Annotated in this window: 11 protein-coding genes; 8 read left to right on the forward strand and 3 right to left on the reverse strand. The window is 60.7% G+C overall.

Translation table 11 applies throughout. The annotated features are described in order from the left end of the window. Positions 1-11: 11 nt before the first annotated feature. The 8 genes from QA644_RS26950 to QA644_RS26985 all read left to right on the forward strand — a co-directional run bounded on the left by QA644_RS26950 (position 12) and on the right by QA644_RS26985 (position 15,566). Entirely contained in the window at positions 12-5,480 is a 5,469-nt protein-coding gene (locus QA644_RS26950) for an alpha-2-macroglobulin family protein (protein ID WP_283073950.1), read from the forward strand. Then, positions 5,480-7,561: a penicillin-binding protein 1C gene (gene pbpC / locus QA644_RS26955; protein ID WP_283073951.1), complete on the forward strand. Its 2,082-nt coding sequence runs from the start codon at positions 5,480-5,482 to the stop codon at positions 7,559-7,561. Before QA644_RS26950 ends, pbpC begins: the two co-directional genes overlap by 1 nt. A gap of 73 nt (positions 7,562-7,634) precedes the next feature. Next, the gene (gene treY / locus QA644_RS26960; protein ID WP_283073952.1) at positions 7,635-10,154 is read left to right on the forward strand and encodes a malto-oligosyltrehalose synthase; all 2,520 of its coding nucleotides are present in this window, start codon (positions 7,635-7,637) and stop codon (positions 10,152-10,154) included. A gap of 75 nt (positions 10,155-10,229) precedes the next feature. Then, positions 10,230-12,740, forward strand: a complete 2,511-nt coding sequence (locus tag QA644_RS26965) for a heavy metal translocating P-type ATPase (RefSeq protein ID WP_283073953.1) — start codon at positions 10,230-10,232, stop codon at positions 12,738-12,740. A gap of 12 nt (positions 12,741-12,752) precedes the next feature. After that, on the forward strand, positions 12,753-13,148 hold the full coding sequence (gene cueR, locus QA644_RS26970; protein ID WP_074071889.1) for a Cu(I)-responsive transcriptional regulator: 396 nt from the start codon (positions 12,753-12,755) through the stop codon (positions 13,146-13,148). A gap of 386 nt (positions 13,149-13,534) precedes the next feature. Then, entirely contained in the window at positions 13,535-14,074 is a 540-nt protein-coding gene (locus QA644_RS26975) for a sigma-70 family RNA polymerase sigma factor (protein WP_074071890.1), read from the forward strand. Beyond that, the gene (locus tag QA644_RS26980) at positions 14,061-14,828 is read left to right on the forward strand and encodes an anti-sigma factor (RefSeq protein ID WP_194731161.1); all 768 of its coding nucleotides are present in this window, start codon (positions 14,061-14,063) and stop codon (positions 14,826-14,828) included. The genes QA644_RS26975 and QA644_RS26980 overlap by 14 nt, the downstream gene beginning before the upstream one ends. A 21-nt stretch (positions 14,829-14,849) precedes the next feature. Further along, positions 14,850-15,566 carry a Bax inhibitor-1/YccA family protein gene (locus tag QA644_RS26985; RefSeq protein ID WP_074071892.1) on the forward strand — a complete coding sequence of 239 codons (717 nt, stop codon included), beginning with the start codon at positions 14,850-14,852 and terminating at the stop codon, positions 15,564-15,566. Positions 15,567-15,692: 126 nt separating this feature from the next. On the opposite strand, the gene QA644_RS26990 is transcribed toward QA644_RS26985, so the two are convergent. The 3 genes from QA644_RS26990 to QA644_RS27000 form a co-directional block, all read right to left on the reverse strand. Continuing rightward, a complete protein-coding gene (locus QA644_RS26990) occupies positions 15,693-16,811 on the reverse strand; it encodes an RHE_PE00001 family protein (protein ID WP_194731160.1) in 1,119 nt (372 codons plus the stop codon). Positions 16,812-16,887: 76 nt separating this feature from the next. Then, positions 16,888-17,601, reverse strand: a complete 714-nt coding sequence (hutC, locus tag QA644_RS26995) for a histidine utilization repressor (RefSeq protein WP_194731936.1) — start codon at positions 17,599-17,601, stop codon at positions 16,888-16,890. 56 nt (positions 17,602-17,657) lie between these two features. Beyond that, positions 17,658-19,004 carry a formimidoylglutamate deiminase gene (locus QA644_RS27000; RefSeq protein WP_283073954.1) on the reverse strand — a complete coding sequence of 449 codons (1,347 nt, stop codon included), beginning with the start codon at positions 19,002-19,004 and terminating at the stop codon, positions 17,658-17,660. Positions 19,005-19,082 lie beyond the last annotated feature (78 nt).

Below are 19,082 nucleotides of genomic sequence, written 5' to 3' on the forward strand. Positions count from 1 at the left end.
GGGGGAAACCTATGTCTGTACGCTCGTTTTTCGCATCCGCCGCCATTGCACTTTTAGCCATCGCGGCCAGCCTTCCCGCGACAGCTGCGGAGACCAAGCGCGATATCCAGACGATTAAGGACGCCGACTTCTTCGGCTTCGATCTGCGGACGGAGCAGAACGTTTCCCTCGAACAATGCAAAACCGCATGCATTGGCGACAAGAGCTGCAAGGCTTTCACCTATAACCCGAAGGTGAACTGGTGTTTCCTGAAGTCCGACTTCAAGACGATGAACGCTTTTCCAGGCGCAATTGCCGGTCGGATCGTCGAAACGACTGCGGGACCGCGCGAGCCCGATATCGGTGCGCCCCCTCGCCTCAGCTTTCTCTCAGAAGACATCATGCAACAAGCCCGCGACTTCAAGGCCAATCTGGCGCTCACCGACGCTCAGCCGGGCCAGACCGTCGACAGCCTGACAGCAACGGCGCGCCTTGATCTTACCGCCAACAACCTCGCAGGCGCGATCGACGCTTTCCATCGCGCGCTGGCGCTGACGCCCGACGATGCCGATCTCTGGCTGGAGACGGCCCGCGCCGCAAATTCGCTCGGCGGCACTGGCAGCCAGGCCTTCGGCCAGGCACTTCTCGATGGGTTGAACGGCTACGAACTGACGCGCACAGCCTCAAAGCGGGCAGATGCTCTTGCCGTGCTTGCGACCTCGCTCGCCAAGAATTCGAATTTCCGCGCGGCCCTCAACGCCTATAAGGCAAGCCTTGCGCTGGCAAGCTCCAGGGAAGTCCAGGCGGCCTATCTCAAGCTCAAGTCGGAACAGGGCTTCCGCATCACCGAACACAATGTCGATGCCGACAGCGCAACGCCGCGTGCCTGCGTGACGTTCTCGGAATCCCTCGTCAAGACGGTCGACTATGCACCGTTTGTGACGCTGAACGGACAAGCCCCCAAGGCGCTCGAAGCCAAGGACAAGCAGATCTGCGTCGAGGGCCTGGGTCACGGCGAAACCTACAAGATTAGCTTCCGCACCGGCCTTCCCTCTTCCGTCGACGAGGTCCTGGACGCACCCGTCAGCCTCGATGTCTACGTCAAGGACCGCAGTCAAATGGTGCGGTTTACCGGCGATAGCTTCGTGCTGCCTTCGACGGCGCGCCGCGGCATTCCGCTCGTCAGCGTCAATATCGAAACTGCCAACCTCAAGCTCTACCGCATTGGCGATCGCGGTATTGCCCCGCTTCTTACCAGTTCGCAGTTCCTGACGCAGCTCGACGGCTATAGCGCGCAGCGCATTCAGGATGAAAGCGGCGAGCTCGTGTGGCAGGGTTCGATCGAGATCGCCAACGATCTTAACAAGGATGTCGTCACCAGCTTCCCCGTTGATGAAGCCTTGCCCGCGCGCAAGCCGGGCATCTATGTGCTGATCGCCTCGCCTGCCGACAAGCCGGAAAACGAGTGGGATTCCAAGGCGACACAATGGTTCGTCGTTTCCGATATCGGCGTTACTACCTACGCCGGAACCGACGGGCTCAACGTCTTTACGCGCTCGCTCGCTTCCGCCAAGCCGATCGCCGGCGTCGAGCTGCAACTGCTTGCCAAGAACAACGAGGTTCTGGGCACCGCGACGACGGATGAAAACGGCCGAGCCACCTTCACTGCCGGGCTGCTGCGCGGCACGGCAGCACTCGCTCCAGCAGTCCTGGCTGCCAGGAACGGGGCGTCCGACTACGTCTTCCTCGATATGACGAGGGCAGGCTTCGACTTGTCTGATCGCGGCGTGACGGGACGAGCCTCGCCCGGGGCGATCGATGTCATGACCTGGACCGAGCGCGGGATCTATCGGGTGGGCGAAACCGTCCATGCCACCGCCCTTGCTCGCGATACGGATGGCAGGGCGATCGAAAAGCTGCCGCTGACCTTCATCTTCATGCGTCCCGATGGCGTCGAAGACCGGCGCATCGTCCGGCAAAGCAGCGACGTCGGCGGCTATTTAATCGATCTCCCGATCCAGGAAAATGCCATGCGCGGCAGCTGGACAATGAACGTCCATACCGACCCCAAGGGGTCGCCGATCGGCAGCAGAACATTCCTCGTCGACGATTTCGTACCCGATCGCACCGACCTGGAGCTGAAGACAGAAGCCAAGGAAATCGGTCCCGATACGCCGGCAACGATCGATATCAGCGGCAAATATCTCTACGGCGCGCCGGCAGCCGGCCTGACGCTTGAAGGCGATGTCGTCATCAAGCCGACTCGCGAAAGCCGAACCTTCCCGGGCTACTTCTTTGGTCTTTCTGACGAGGAGGCGAACGAGGAAAGCCGCCAGGCGATCGAAGGCCTGCCGGAATTGGACGAGAACGGCCAAGCAACGACCGATCTTTCGGTCGGTGATCTTCCCGCAACCACGCAGTTGTTGAACGCGACGGTCTATATCCGCATGCAAGAAACGGGCGGCCGGGCGCTGGAGCGCACGCTGCTGATCCCGGTCAAAAACCAGGGACCGATGATCGGCATCAAGCCTGAATTTTCAGGCGATATAGCCGAGAATTCGATCGCCAGCTTCAACGTGATCGGCGTCTCGGCCGACGGCCAGAAGCAGGAAATGAAGGGGCTGCGCTGGAAGCTTTCGCTCCTTGAGCGCGAATACCAATGGTATCGGGAAGGCACGGCATGGAAATACGAAACCGCTTTCAATGCGCGCCAGGTTGCCAGCGGCACGACTGATGCCGGCTTGGACGGCGGCAAGATAGCGTCCCAGGTTGGCTGGGGCCGCTATCGACTTGAAGTCGAAAGCCCGGACGCGGATGGCCTGACATCAAGTGTCGAATTCGACGCCGGCTGGATGGTGGAGGCTGTCTCGACCGAAACGCCGGACGGCCTCGAGATCGCGCTCGACAAAGAGAGCTACAAGGCCGGCGAGACGGCGAAGCTCAAGGTTTCTTCCCGTTATGGCGGCGGGTTGATGGTGACGGCCGGGACGGAAAACCTCCTTGCCGTACAAAATGCAACGATCGGCGAGACTGGGGGTGAAGTGGAGATCCCAGTCACCGCCGAATGGGGCGCTGGCGCCTATGTGACAGCAACCCTCTTCCGTCCGGGCGACGCACAGGACAGCCATATGCCGATGCGCTCGATCGGCATCAAATGGCTGAAGGTCGATCCCGAGCAGCGCGCGCTGCAGGTCGCAGTCGATGCACCGGAAAAGATGCTGCCGCGCGCACCGCTGAACATCAGCCTTGCAGTGACGGGTGCTGGAGCCAATGAGGATGCTTATGTCACGGTTGCCGCCGTCGATGTTGGCATTCTCAACCTGACGCGCTACGAGGCCCCCAACCCCGAGGACTGGTATTTCGGCCAGCGCCAGCTCGGTCTTGAAATCCGCGATCTCTATGGCCGGCTGATTGACGGTTCGCTCGGCGCGACAGGCAAGCTCAGAACCGGCGGCGATGGTGGCGCGGTGGCGCTGCAGGGCAGCCCACCGACGCAAAAACTGGTCGCCTTCTTCTCCGGTCCCGTGAAGCTTGACGCCGACGGAAAGGCCAATGTCAGCTTCGACATTCCGCAATTCAACGGCACGGCGCGTATCATGGCCGTTGCCTGGTCGAAGGATGGAGTCGGCCACGGCATCAAGGATATCGTCATCCGAGATCCGGTGGTCGTCACCGCCAGCCTGCCGAAATTCCTGGCGCCTGGCGACAAGGCGGAACTGCGCCTTGACATCGCCAATACCGATGCGCCGGCCGGCGATTTCAAACTGCAGCTGACCGGCAACGAAGCCGTCGGCATCGAGGAGGCCGCAGCTTCGCGCACGATCCATCTGGATGCCGGTGCGAAATCCGATTTCACGCTGTCGGTGATCGGCAAGCAGCCCGGCAACGGCGCTGTTTCGATCAACCTGTCGGATGCATCTGGACTGTCGCTTGCTCAGACAGTCGACGTACCAGTCCGCCCATCGTCACTGCCCGTGACCGAAAGGCGCGTCATCGCCTTAAAACCAGGGGCGAAACTGAGGGTCGACAAGGAACTTCTGGCCAACAGCGTTTTGCCGGGCGCCTCGGTCAGCGTCAACGTCACGCGTTCGGCCGCCTTCGACATTCCCGCACTGCTGATGTCGCTCGACCGTTATCCTTTCGGCTGCGCCGAACAGACGACGAGCCGCGCCCTGCCGCTTCTTTATCTCAGCGAGCTTTCAAAACAAAACGGGCTCGAAGACGATGCAGACGTGAAGAAGCGCGTCCAGGATGCGATCTATCGTGTGCTGTCCTATCAGGCATCGGCGGGCAGCTTCGGCCTTTGGGGACCGGATTCGGGCGATCTCTGGCTCGATTCCTATGTCACGGATTTCCTGACGCGGGCGCGTGAAGAGAAGTACGATGTGCCCGACCGTGCGCTGGTCCAAGCGCTCGAGAACCTGCAGAACGCGCTGAGCTACGACGTCGACGTCAAGACGCAAGGCGATCAAATTGCCTATGCAATCTATGTTCTTGCCCGCAACAGGAAGGCCTCGATCAGCGATCTGCGCTACTACGCCGATACGATGATCAACGACTTCCCGACGCCGCTTGCCAAGGCGCATATCGCCGCGGCATTGGCACTTTACGGAGATGCGACGCGTTCGAAGAACATCTTCGTCGACGCTTTGCAGATGACCGAAAATTCCATCGTTCATCGCGTCAATCTTTCGCGCACCGACTACGGCTCGATCCTGCGCGACGGTGCGGCCATCCTGGCACTTGCGGCCGAAAGCCGCCCTGTCCCGCCAGTCATTCCGGAACTGGCAAAGGCCGTCGGCAGGGAGTGGGACCGCAGCAAGTGGACGAGCACCCAGGAGCAGGCCTGGACGCTGCTTGCCGCGCGCGCGATCCAGAGCGGCGATGATTCGCTGAAAGTGGACGTCAACGGCGCGTTGCATACCGGTGCCTACATGGCGAAGATGAGCGGCGACGCGCTGATGAACAATCCCCTGACACTGACGAGCGCAACGACCGATCCGGTATCGGCGGTCGTCACGACAGTCGCAGCGCCCGTCACGCCTCTGCCTGCCGGCGGCAACGGCTTTGCCATCGAGCGCACCTATTACACGCTTGATGGCGAGCCGGTGAATATCAGTGAGGCGCAGCAGAACGAGCGTTATGTGGTCGTGCTGCACGTGACCGAAACCAACGCCTGGCCGTCGCGTGTCGTCATGACCGATCTGCTGCCTGCCGGCCTCCAGATCGATAATCCGAGCCTGGTCGACAGCGCTCAGCTCACCAATTTCGACTGGATCGGCGAACAGACGGCGGCGCACACCGAATTCCGCAACGATCGCTTCGTTGCGGCCTTCAACCGGACTTCGGACGACAACCGTGAAATCAACGTCGCCTATATCGTGCGGGCCGTCACCCCAGGCGTTTATGACCATCCGGCGGCGACCGTTGAAGATATGTACCGCCCCGAATATTCGGCTCGCACCGCGACCGGCAAGATAGAGGTTGTCGCAGCACGATAATGCGGCTCTGGCGCAAGCTCACGATTGGAACTGCGGCCGGTTTCATTCTTGCCGGCGCGGTTTTCTTCGCGTTGGACGCTGCCGACAGGGTCTTTCCGCCGCCGCTCGAAATGACCGGTGCGGTGTCGGCCGAAGTGCTCGATGCCGACGGTCAGTTGCTGCGCGCCTTTGCGACGCCGCAAGGCCGTTGGCGTCTGAAAACCACGGTCGCGGATGTCGACCCGCAATTCATGCGCATGCTGATCGCCTATGAGGACCGGCGCTTCTACGAGCATCACGGCATCGATCCGCTGGCGATCGGGCGGGCGGGCCTGCAGCTGGTCACCAACGGCCGCATCGTTTCCGGCGCCTCGACGCTTTCCATGCAGGTGGCGCGGCTGATCGAACCGCGCGCCGGACGTTCGCTTTCGGCGAAAATCCTGCAGGTGATACGCGCCGTCCAGATCGAGCGGCGGCTTTCGAAGGAAGAGATTCTCGATCTTTATCTGACGCATGCACCCTATGGCGGCAATCTGGAAGGCGTGCGCGCCGCAAGCCTTGCCTATTTCGGCAAGGAGCCGAAGCGGCTGACGGTGGCGCAGGCTGCCCTCCTCGTTGCCCTCCCCCAGCTTCCTGAGCGGCGACGCCCCGACAAAAACCTGGCGGCAGCGGAAGCGGCACGAAAACGCGTTCTTGAGCGCTCCGCCGTGGCCGAAGTCATCGGCGAGGGTGAGGCCGAGCGCGCCGAGGCGACACTCGTTCCGGCAACGCGCATGCAGCTTCCAGCTCTTGCCGCGCATCTTGCCGAAGCAGCCCTTCGCAGCAAGCCGAACGAGCGCGAGCATCGCACGACGCTGAAGAAGCAGATACAGGCAGGACTAGAAGCGACGGCGAAAAGTGCCGCGATGAAACTTCGTCCGAAACTTTCTCTCGCAATCGTGATGGCCGATGCGCGCACCGGCGAGATCGTCGGCGAAGTGGGATCGGCGGACTATTTCGACGCGAGCCGTTCCGGCTGGATCGACATGACGCGTGTCAGCCGCTCGCCCGGCTCGACACTGAAACCCTTCATCTATGGACTTGCCTTCGAGCAGGGGCTGGTCAGCCAGGAAACGATCATCGAGGACCGGCCAGCCGATTTCTTCGGTTACCGGCCGCGCAATTTCGACATGAGCTATCAAGGCGACGTAACGGTCCGAGAGGCATTGCAGCTTTCGTTGAATGTGCCGGCCGTCAGGCTGCTTGACGCCGTCAATCCGGCGCGGCTTTTGGTGCGCTTCCGCCGCGCCGGCGTTCGCCCCATCCTGCCGCCGAACGAAGCGCCGGGACTGGCGATTGGGCTCGGCGGCGTAGGTATCACGTTGAAAGACCTCGTGCAGCTTTATGCGGCGCTTGCCAACAAGGGCGAGCCGGTTCGCATCGGCGACGGTGTAACTGCAAAGCCCGGCAAGATGGACGGCGAGCCGTTGCTGGAGCCGGTCGCCGTTTGGAATGTTTCGGATATTCTTTCCAGCGTCATCCCACCGACGGGCGCCCCGCAGCGCGGCATCGCCTACAAGACGGGGACCAGCTACGGCTATCGCGACGCATGGTCAGTCGGCTACGACGGGCGGTATGTGCTCGGTGTCTGGGTTGGAAGGCCGGACAATGGCGCGGTGCCGGGGTCGACCGGTTACGGCACGGCAGCCCCCATCCTGTTTGAGGCCTTTGCAAAGTCGAGCATTGCAACCACACCTTTGCCACGCCCGCCTTCTGGCGCAGTGCGCTTCGCCCAGGCGGATCTGCCGGTGAGCCAGCGGCGTTTCTCGATAAATGCCAACGGATTGCCTTCCACCTCCAGCCGCGAACAGGCACCGCAGATCGTCTATCCACCGGAGGGCGCGCATGTCGACCTCGGCGCAAGAAGCGGTGATCTCTCGCCATTGATGTTGAAACTGCACGGCGGTCGGGCGCCGTTCCGCTGGCTTGCAAACGGCAAGCCGCTGTCCGATCTTTCTCGCCGCCGCACCAACCAATGGATGCCGGATGGTGGCGGCTACTCGAAACTGACGGTGATCGACGCGATGGGCCGTGCCGCAAGCGTCGGTGTCTTCATCGATTAAACCTTGGAATTGGTGGGAACAAAGGGCCCGTTATCACCGTTCCGGGCCGTCTCCTCCGGAACGGCAGGCGAACATGATGCTTCCGACATCGACATACCGCATTCAATTCCGCAACGGCATGACATTCGACCGGGCCATCGAATGTGTGCCCTATCTCAAAGCCCTTGGCATCGGCCATCTTTACGCTTCGCCGATCTTTGCCGCGACGAGCGGTTCCACGCATGGCTATGACGTAACCGATGTCAATGAAATCGAGCCGGCAATCGGCGGACGCGAGGGCTTTGACCGCTTGAGCCATGCTTTGAAAGACGCCGGGCTCGGCCTCATCCTCGACATTGTGCCGAACCATATGGCCGCCTCGACGGAAAATCCCTGGTGGCGAAGCGTGTTGAAGCTCGGCCGGGAAAGCCCCTATGCGCGCCATTTCGATATCGACTGGAGCGAACGGCTCACCCTGCCGATCCTCGGCAAGCCGTTCAAGGATGCACTGTCTGATGGCGAGTTGCGGCTTAAGCGCGATCCGGAAAGCGGCGAACTGGCGCTTGGCTACTGCGATACGCTTTTGCCCTTGAACCCCGACAGCACCAATCTTGTTCCAGCAAGCGCAGATGAGCCGGCGTTGGTCGACCTCGCAATAGACCAAGAGCTGATCGTCAGCCTACACCAGGCCCAGCATTGGCGGCTGACATATTGGAAAGAGGCGGCCAGACATCTGAGCTACCGGCGGTTTTTCGAAGTAACGGGTCTGGTCGGCCTGCGCGTTGAGGACGAGCAGGTTTTCGAAGATAGCCATCGGCTCATTCTCGAACTCGTTCGGTCCGGCCAGGTAGAGGGTTTGCGGCTCGACCATATCGATGGCTTGGCCGATCCGAAGCAATATCTGCAAAGGCTCCGCACTGAGACAGGACCCAAGACCTATATAGTCGTCGAGAAGATCCTCGGCCATGACGAGACATTGCCCGCAAGCTGGCCGATCGCCGGGACCACCGGCTACGAATTCATTTCGGCACTCGGCCATCTCTTCGTCGACGGCGGCGGCCTGCAACAGCTTGGTACCGCCTATACGAATATTGCCCCGGATATGGCCGATATTACTGCTGGTCTTCGCGCGGCCAAGCAATTGATGGTGGAGCGGAACTTCGAAGGCGAGACGACGCGGCTGGTGAAGATCGTCCATGGCCTTTATCCCGACCTTGACCGCGCCGCAATTGCGGCAGCTATCCACGAATCGCTGATCGCCTTTCCCGTCTATCGCATCTATGGCAGCAAGGGTCCGCTTGATGCACGGGATGCGGACGTGCTCAGCAGGGTCATTTCCAGCGCGGCTGTAAGGCTTGCCGACCGGCGGGCGATCGACGGTGTGGCAAGGCTATTGAAAGGCGAGGTACGGGAAGCAGCGGCGAAAGAATTCCGCCGCCGATTCCAGCAGTTGAGCGGACCGGTCATGGCCAAGGCAATGGAGGACACGCACTTTTATCGCTACAACCGGTTGCTTGCGGTAAACGAAGTCGGCGGCGATCCGGATATCAAGCCGGGCGGCGTCGAGGCTTTCCATGCGCTGATGCTTAAGCGCGCGAAGCTTAATCCGCACGGGCTTTCGGCGACATCGACGCACGATACCAAGCGCGGCGAGGATGCGCGTGCGAGGCTTTATACCTTGAGTGAAGGAGCCGATGTCTGGGCGCAGGCGGTGGAGCGCTGGCGCGAGATGAACCGCGACCGTCTGATCGAACTGCCGGGCGGATTGACGCCGGAACCGAATGTCGAATGGATGCTCTATCAGGCGCTTGCCGGGATATGGCCGGAGGATTTCTTAAACGGAGAGGCCGAAGCGCTGATCGGGCGCTTCACGGCCTTTGCGGAAAAGGCGATCCGTGAAGCAAAGCTCGGCACGAACTGGAATGAGCCGCATGCCGGATACGAGGCGGCGGTCAGAGCTTATGCAACAGCGTTGCTTTCATCGACCAATCTCGTCTTCCACGAGGATTTCGGAGCGGTCATGCGGCCCTTCATCGAGGCCGGCTATCTAAACAGCCTGTCACAGACGCTGATTAAGCTGATGGCGCCCGGCATTCCAGATATTTATCAGGGGGCCGAGCTTTTGGATTTGAGCTTCGTCGATCCTGATAACCGCAGGCCTGTCGACATGACAGCCTTGTTTGCCAGCCTCTTAGAAGGAACGCCAATTGCAAGTCTGACGGTGCCCGCGCTGAAACAGCGCATCGTCCAAATCGGTCTTCATCTTCGAAAGCGGCAGCCGGAGCTTTTTGCGAAAGGCAACTATGTTCCGCTTAAGGTGTCAGGCGGCCGCAAGGATCATGTTGTCGCCTTTGCGCGAGAGTTGAACGGAACCTATGCGATGACCGTCGTTCCACGGTTGATGCTCGGCTGGCTCGATCCAGGCGTTTTATTCGCCGGTCCGGAATTCTGGAACGATACGGTAATTCAGGTGCCGGCCTTCCTTGAAGGTCGCCGCTGCGATCTCCTGACCGGTCGAATTCTTGATCCGGTAGGCCAGCTGCAACTTTCGGCGCTCCTTGGCAGCCAGCCTGTGGCGCTCATCGAACCTGTCGGAACCGACCGAGGACCATGAAATTATCGCTTGACCTTCCAGTTGCTGGAAGGTTCATAAGCCTATCCACTGCCTGTCCGGGCAAAGGAGAAGCCTATGAATACACAAGATCATCATCACCACGGAAGTAGCAATTGCTCCTGTCACCAAAGCCTGGACAATCTCGGCGAGGCCGCTTTGGCACGCGATCCCGTCTGCGGCATGACGGTTGATCCGGACGCGGGCAAGCCGAGCCTCAATTACCAGGGCCACGCTTATCATTTCTGCAGCGACGGTTGCCGGAAGAAATTCGAAGCCAATCCGAAAGATTATCTGACGGCGAAGGATCCGGTTTGCGGCATGTCCGTCGATCGCGCGACAGCGCAGCATTTCCTGAAGCACGACAGTGATAAATTCTACTTCTGCTCGGCAGGGTGCAAGGCAAAGTTCGAGGCCGATCCAGAAATCTATCGTCAGGAAAAACGGCAGGGGCCGAAGCCTATGCCCAAGGGTACGCAATATACCTGCCCCATGCATCCGGAAGTCGTCAGCGATCACCCTGGCGACTGCCCGAAATGCGGCATGGCGTTGGAACCGATGGGTATTCCGCCGACAGAAGAGGGTCCGAACCCGGAGCTTGCCGATTTCACGCGGAGGCTCTGGATAAGCGCCGCGTTTGCCATTCCGCTGCTCGTACTCAGCATGGGTCCGATGATCGGACTGCCGTTGCGCGATGCGATCGGCGAACCGCTGGTGAGTTTCACCGAACTCTTGCTCGCAACCCCTGTCGTGCTCTGGGCGGCCCTGCCCTTCTTCCGCCGGGCCTGGAACTCACTCCTCAACCGCAGTCCGAACATGTGGACGCTGATCGGCCTCGGCGTTGGTACCGCCTATGTCTACAGCGTCGTCGCCACCCTTGCGCCCGGCCTCTTTCCCATGAGTTTCAGAGGTCACGGCGAGACGGTGCCTGTCTATTTCGAGGCGGCTGCCGTCATCGTGGCGCTGGTCTTCGTCGGACAGGTGCTGGAACTGAAGGCGCGCGAGCGGACGGGCTCAGCCATTAGGGCGCTGCTCGACCTTGCGCCAAAGACGGCGCGCCGCCTTAGTGCCGACGGCAGCGAAACGGACATCGAAGTGGACGAGATCGCAAGCGGCGACCGGCTGCGGGTGCGGCCGGGCGAGCGCGTGCCGGTCGACGGGTCGGTCAGCGAAGGGCGATCAACCGTCGATGAATCGATGATCACCGGTGAGCCGCTCCCCGTTGAAAAGACAAAAGGCGATGCTGTCACCGGCGGCACGATCAACCGCAACGGCACTTTCGTAATGACGGCCGAGCGCGTGGGCGCGGAAACAATGTTATCGCGTATCGTCGATATGGTCGCCAAGGCACAGCGCTCGCGTGCGCCAATCCAGGGCGCAGTTGACCGGGTCTCGGCCATTTTCGTGCCTGTCGTCGTTCTAACAGCGATTGTTGCCTTCCTCGCCTGGGCCATTTTCGGACCGGAGCCGTCGATGGCGCATGGACTGCTTGCCGCAGTTGCCGTGCTCATCATCGCTTGCCCGTGCGCACTCGGCCTTGCGACGCCGATGTCGATCATGATTGCGACCGGCCGTGGCGCGCAGGAGGGCGTGCTAATCAAGGATGCTGAAGCACTGGAGCGTTTTTCGAAGGTCGATACGTTGATCGTCGACAAGACGGGCACATTGACCGAAGGCAATCCGCGTCTTACCGACGTCGGGCCGATGGACGCCATAAGCGAAGAACGGCTGCTGCTGCTGGCGGCGAGCCTGGAGCGCGGTTCCGAACATCCGCTCGCTGAAGCGATCGTTGCCGGCGCAGAAGAGCGGAACGTCAAACTGGTTGATGTCACCGGCTTCGAGGCTGTGACCGGCAAAGGCGTAAAAGGCAATGCCGACAATACGGCCGTGGCGCTTGGCAACGCCGCGATGATGAGTGATCTCGGCATCGATCCCGCGCCGCTTGCCGAAAGGACCCGCGCCTTGCGTGACGAAGGCAAGACCGTAATGTTCGTCACCATCGACGGCAGCCTTGCGGGTTTCGTTGCGGTTGCCGATCGCATCAAGGCGACGACGGCCGAGGCGATCGGCGCGTTGCACGAAAGCGGGCTGCGCATCATCATGGCGACCGGCGACAACGAGCGCACGGCAAGCGCCGTCGCAAAAAGCCTCGGGATCGATGAAGTGCGCGCCGACGTTTTGCCGGAAGGCAAGAAAGCGCTGATCGACGAACTGCATGCAAAGGGCGCGGTCGTTGCAATGGCCGGCGACGGCGTGAATGACGCTCCGGCGCTTGCGGCTGCAGATGTCGGTATCGCCATGGGAACGGGCGCAGATGTTGCGATGGAAAGCGCCGGCATTACCTTGGTGAAGGGTGACCTCAACGGAATCGTGCGTGCCCGGCGGCTGGCGAAGGCGACGATGCGCAACGTCCGCCAGAATCTTGGCTTCGCCTTCGGCTATAATGCGCTTGGCGTGCCAGTCGCCGCGGGCGTGCTCTACCCGGTCTTCGGCCTACTGCTCTCGCCGATGATTGCCGCAGCGGCCATGAGCCTGTCGTCCGTCTCCGTGATCGGCAACGCGTTGAGACTGAGGCTCCAGAAACTCTGAAAGGACAAGAGGATGAACATCGGCGAAGCATCGGACCGGTCCGGTCTGCCATCGAAGACCATCCGCTATTACGAGGATATCGGCCTGATCCGCCCCGGCAGGGGCGGAAACGGTTATCGCGACTATGCCGCAGTCGATGTCCATAAGCTGCGCTTCCTCCAGCGCTCGCGTGGCTTGGGTTTCTCCGTCGAGGAATGCCGCCAGCTTTTGGCGCTCTACGAAGACAAAAGCCGAGCAAGCGCCGATGTGAAGGAGATCGCGCAAGGCAAGCTCAATGAGATTGATCGCAAGATCCGCGAGTTGATGGAACTGCGCCGGACGCTGGAGCATCTGGTGCATGCCTGCCACGGCAACGGCCGGCCGGATTGTCCAATTCTGGAGGAGTTGTCGGATGGAAAAACCGTCTAGAAATCAGGACCATTTCTCTTGAGATCGGTCAGCGCGAAACCGGCATCCCTCGTCAGGATCGGCATCTTGCCTGCCTTTGCCGCCGCATAGTGAAAACAATCTGCCAGATTGAGCGCACTGTTGCGGTTACTAACGATGGCGGCCCTATTTTTCAAAGGCGCTGAGGCAATGTTATCGATACGACTGCGATCTCTGCAGACCGCAGAAATTCCTGGATCTGAGCCTCGGCTTCGGCCATCGGAATCTGTTTCTTGCGATAGAGAGCGGACGACGCCTCCTACACAGCAAGCACGGAAGTGACGAGCTTGCCGCAAGAGTTCCATCCATCCGTTAAAAAACTTCAGAAGAACTGGAATAAAACCTCACGGACAGTCGTATACTCAATCATGGAACTGAAAGAACGGCCATTCGACGTCATCGGGCAGCTCGCGGCGCTGAGGCGCTATGCGCGTGCCTTGGTGCGCAATTCGGATGACGCCGAAGATCTTGTCCATGATGCGCTGGTGCGTGCCTTCGAGAAGCGGCAGAGCTTTAGGCGCGGCGGCAACCTGAGGACCTGGCTGCTTTCCATTCTCCACAACGCCCATATCGACCGGGTTCGTCAGAACCGGTCTATAACGCGCCGCCACGATAAGGCAGCCATCGAGGCAGACCAGTCGCTGCCGGCGGGACAGGAACACGCTGTGCGACTTCAGCAGGTTCGCGATGCTTTCTTCAACCTGCCGGAAGAACAGCGCGAAGCACTGCATCTCGTTGCGATCGAGGATCTTTCCTACCAAGAAGCTGCAGCCTCTCTCGGCATCCCGGTCGGAACGCTGATGTCGCGCATCGCGCGCGCCCGGGCCCAGCTTCGCGAATTCGAGGCAGCGACGCCGCGTGCCTCGCACCTGAGGTTAATCGGAAGGAACGGCAATGAAAGCAGTTGATCCGATCATCGATGCCGATCTCGACGCCTATGTGGATGGCGAACTGGACGTGGCGCGCCGCATCCAGGTGGAGTCTTATCTCTCTGAGAATCCGGCGATTGCCGCAAAGGTAATGGCCGATCTTAGCATCAAGGGCGAGCTGCGTCTGGCGCTTGCCGGAGAGAACGCCTTTGGCCGGATCGAGACCCGCGATGCCGCACGGCGTCTGGAGCGGGGTCTTTCTTACGGCCGTATCTTGCATTCGGTTCAGCGGATTGCCGCCGTCGGCGTGCTCGTGACGGCAGGCTGGGTGGCGCATACATCCTTTGGTGCCTTTACTGCGACGGAGGTGGCCGCATCCGTTCCGGCCCCGCCCTACGTCGAGGATGCGGTGCGCGCCTACCAGACAGCCAAGCTTCGCGAAACGATGCCTTCGCAGCCGGCGGCGCAATATAATGCCGACGACATTCGTGCGGCGACCGCAATCGCGATGCCGGAGCTCCCGAAAGACTGGAAGGTTTCCGATGTCCAGATCTTTCCGTCTGAGTTCGGCCCCAGTGTCGAAATGGCAATCCGGGAACCGGACGGAAAGCGGCTTTCGCTTTTTGCCGTGCGGCCCGGCGCGTTTGCTGTTCAGCCGGTCAGCCATCTGGCGCTCGACAATGCCGAGGCTGCTTACTGGCAGATCGGCGAGGTCGCCTATGCGCTGATTGCCAGCGACAAGGATCTTGAACTCGATCGGGCTGCCGAAGGGCTAGCCCGTTCGCTCTACTAGTGTCAACCCGAGGAGATCAACATGAATCCGAACAATCCGCGATACGGCTACGGCTCCGCCGCAGGCTCGCAGGCTATCTTCGACGAGGGCCTCCGCCAGCATATGCTGCGCGTCTACAATTACATGGGTCTCGGCCTGGTCATCACCGGGATCGTCGCCTTCATCGTCGGCAGCACGCCGGCCCTTTACGTGCCGATCTTCCAGTCACCCTTGAAGTGGGTGGTGATGCTCGCACCGCTTGCCTTCGTCTTCTTCTTCACGTTCCGCATCCAGACGATGTCGGCAAGTGCTGCGCAGATGACTTTCTGGGCGTTCTGCGCGGTAATGGGACTGTCGCTTGCCTCGGTGTTTCTCGTCTTTACCGGCACGAGCATCGCGCGCACTTTCTTCATCGCCGCGACGATGTTCGGCGCGACCAGTCTCTATGGCTACGCGACAAAGCGTGATCTTTCCCGCTTCGGCTCGTTTCTGATCATGGGCCTGATCGGCGTCATCATCGCCAGCATCGTCAACCTCTTCCTGGGTTCGAGCGCGCTGCAGTTCGCCATTTCGGTGATCGGTATCCTCGTCTTCGTCGGCCTGACCGCCTGGGACACGCAGAACATCAAGGAACAGTTTTCGGAAAATCACGATCAGGAATCGAACCAGAAGCTTGCTGTCTTCGGCGCGCTCTCGCTCTATCTGAACTTCGTGAACATCTTCCAGCTCCTGCTCAATTTCACGGGAGAGCGGGAATAAAGACTGCGCTTCTGGGGGCAATGGAAGCGCAAGAACGCTCGGTCCGTAGTCTGTGACAGGTGGCGGGCCGGGCGTTCACTGAAAAATAGACGGCCGGGCCTCATGCCCGGCCGTCTTCGTTTTGTGTCAGATGATACCCCAGGCGCGGTAGCGTCCGCGGCCGGTGATTTCGCGGATGCCAATCTCGTTGAGAAGATTGAGTGCGCCCCGGCTCGTCACCCGCAACTGACGGGCAACCATCGTCGAGGAGACCATGGGCCGCGAAAGGACGAATTCCGCAAGCTGCGGCAGGCTGCTGTTCGAGCGGCGATCCCTGAACCGCAGTTCCATCTGGGTGCGGGCAAGGGACAAACGATCCATATCCTTCAGGCCGGCCGCCGCACTCTCACGCATTGCCTCCAGGAAGGCGAGCAGGCGCGTCGCCCGATCGCGCGAGCGGCGGCGCTCATGGCGGATTACCTTCAATCCGGCATAGAAGGAAAAGAGATGAGAGGCGACCTTGCCCCGTGATCGTAGATAGCTCGAAACCAGAAGGCCGCCCAGCCAGTGCTGACGTCGAAGCGGTTCGGTTCTCTCCCAGGCCTCGAAAAGGACGGCTGCGCCTAAGGCGGCAGGCAGCTCCTCGGCGAGCGGAATCACCGCACGCCAATCGGATAGACGCTGGGCCTCGTCCCATTCATCGTCGCCGAACAGGCCAAGCGGATCGGCAGGCGTCTCCTTCGGCCTTTCTTCCACCTTAGAACCTCTGCCGAGATGAGTGTCAAGCAATCGTTGAGAGCGCGCGAGTACGGCGTCGATCTCGGCAAGTTCCATCGACAGCAGCGCTTCGCCTTCGTCCTTTTCCTCTTCAGGCGACGCTAGCGTGCTCCTTACCTCGGGTGCCCGCCCCGCATCCTCTAGACCGGCGCCGGCAAGTACATTCAATCCGGCGCCACTCAGCGCCCAGATGGGGTCGGCCGTCCAGATGCGACGCCGTGCGCGCAGCACGGCATGGGCAATCGTCAGCTCGTGGCTCGGCGTCCGGCTGTCCATATGCGCGTCATGCAGCACCAGGTCTTCGACATGCACGAGTTCTCCAGCAACCCAGAGCGCGCTTGCAGCGTCGAAAAAGTGGCCGCGCTCGGCAAAACCAGCGCCGACCGGCGAACGGGCCACCCTCTCATCCAGCCTGGCCAGCATATCCTCCGCCAGCGCGAATGCGGGCAGCAGGCTCTTCAGCAGGGTATTGTCGATTTCGTAGCGCATCTCATCGGCCGGAAGTCATCTTGATGTTTACTTCCGCTATTTGTGGGATGATTCGCAATAGACCTGCTGCGAATTCTCAGGAGGCCGGGCTGAAACGGGCAACGAGCGCATGGCGGTCGCCGGGATAGGTAAGGCGCACATGCGTCACAGGCCCGGCACTGCTCCAGGTGCGGCGCTCGATGACGAGGCAGGCCGCAGAGCGGGGAATGTCGAGTGCTGCGGCTTCCTCAGCACCAGCCGCAAACGCGTAAATCTTGTGCTCCGCCTTGCTCCACGGAACTTGTTTTAGAAGCCAGGGGCCAGGCGCGATTGCGCCGAAGTCGGCATCAACCGCTTCCGGAACGGTGCCAAGATTGATCAGGCGCTCTTCCAGGCAGAAAGGCCGGGTACCCGCAAAATGGACGCAAACGACCTCTTTAACGAGACCGCCGACCGAAAGATCGAGTTTGTCATCCGCCTTTGTTTTGCGGCTCGCGTTTTTTGTGACCGAATAGGCGTACGGCAAATTCAGCGATTGAACTTCTGCTTTGATGTCGTGGATTTCCAGCACAGCGGACTGCGCCTGCGGCTGGGTGACGAAGCTGCCGGACTTCTTGCGGCGCTCGATCAACCCGGCCTTCGCCAGCTGCGTCAGGACTTTGTTGACGGTCATTCGTGAGCAATCGTATTGCGCAGCGAGATCGACCTCGAAGGGGATGCGATAGCCCGGCGGCCACTCGCCCGAAACGATGCGACCTTCGATCTCGCTCAAAATGCGCTGATGCAGGGTCGCATCCTTGCTGTCGTTCATCATTCTCTCCGCTTCGCGCCACCTGCTCTATTGCGAATGCAGCAGCAAGGAAAGACTTAGGCGGCAAGCAGTTCGCGCATCGCAGCGAGGAAACGCCGACTGATCGCCTCGCGCTGCCGATGACGGCCGGCTTCGACCTGTTTGCGGCCAAGGGCCCAGAGGCAATCGACAGCGACGCTGCCGGCGAATATCCAGTGGTCGAGGATTTGATCATGTGCGAGATAAGGCACCGTGCTGCAGTCAAGCGCGACGATATCCGCATAATTGCCTTCGGCGAGGCCCCCGGCAGCACCGAGCGCGGCACCACCACCTAAAAGCGCGTGATCGAACAGCGTGCGGCCCGTCGAGCCGCTGGTTTCTGCAATCACGTTGCGGGCCCGAAGCGCCAGGCGCTCGGAATATTCGAGCTGGCGGAGTTCCCCGGCAAGCGTAATCTGCAAATTCGAGTCCGAACCAATGCCATAACGCCCGCCCTCTTCGAGAAAGATCGGCGCTGGAAAAACCCCGTCGCCGAGATTGGCTTCAGTGATGGGGCAGAGACCGGCGACCGATCCGCTTTTTGCCATGCGCCGCGTTTCATCCTCGGTCATGTGGGTAGCATGGATGAGGCACCAGCGGTGGTCGACGGGCGCATGCTCAAGGAGCCACTCGATGGGTCTTGCGCCTGACCAGGCGATGCAATCGTCCACTTCCTTGACCTGTTCGGCGACGTGGATATGGACCGGACCGCCTTCTGCAAGCGGCAAAAGCTTTGCCAACTCATCAGGCGTGACGGCGCGAAGGCTGTGTGGCGCAATCCCAATCTTTGCGCCTTCCAGCTTGCGGGTGATCGTGTGAGCCCGCTCCATCAGCTTGCCGAAGCTCTCAAGCGAGTTGATGAAGCGCCGCTGGCCTTCGAGGGGAGCAGCACCACCGAAGCTCGAATGCGCGTAAAAGACCGGTAGCAATGTCAGGCCGATACCGGCCGTCTCGCTCGCCGCGCCGATGCGTTCCGCCAACTCCGCAATATTGGCATAAGGACTGCCGTCCTTGTCATGATGCAGATAGTGGAATTCGCCGACGCGCGAAAAGCCGGCTTCAAGCATTTCCATGTAAAGCTGTGCGGCAACGGCCTGGACATGCTCCGGCGTCATCGAATGCGCGAACCTGTACATGACCGTCCGCCAACTCCAGAAGCTGTCGTTTGCAGGACCACGGACTTCAGCAAGGCCCGCCATGGCGCGCTGGAAGGCATGGCTGTGCAGGTTGGGCATCGCAGGAACAAGGAGGTTGTGACACTCGTCGCTCGACTCGGCCTTCGCGCCGACCTCAATCTTCGCGATAAGGCCGCCATCAATTGTGAGACGTACGTCGCTTTGCCACCCCTTAGGCAGGAGCGCAGTCGCCGCATGAAGTGTCGTCATCGTCTTTTCCCTTCCTGTCGGCCTTCCATCTTTCTTTTCCATGGAAACGCCCAATTTTCCACTTGTCACCCGATTATT

It is taken from the genome of Rhizobium sp. CC1099, assembly GCF_029714385.1.
Taxonomy (GTDB): Bacteria; Pseudomonadota; Alphaproteobacteria; order Rhizobiales; family Rhizobiaceae; genus Rhizobium.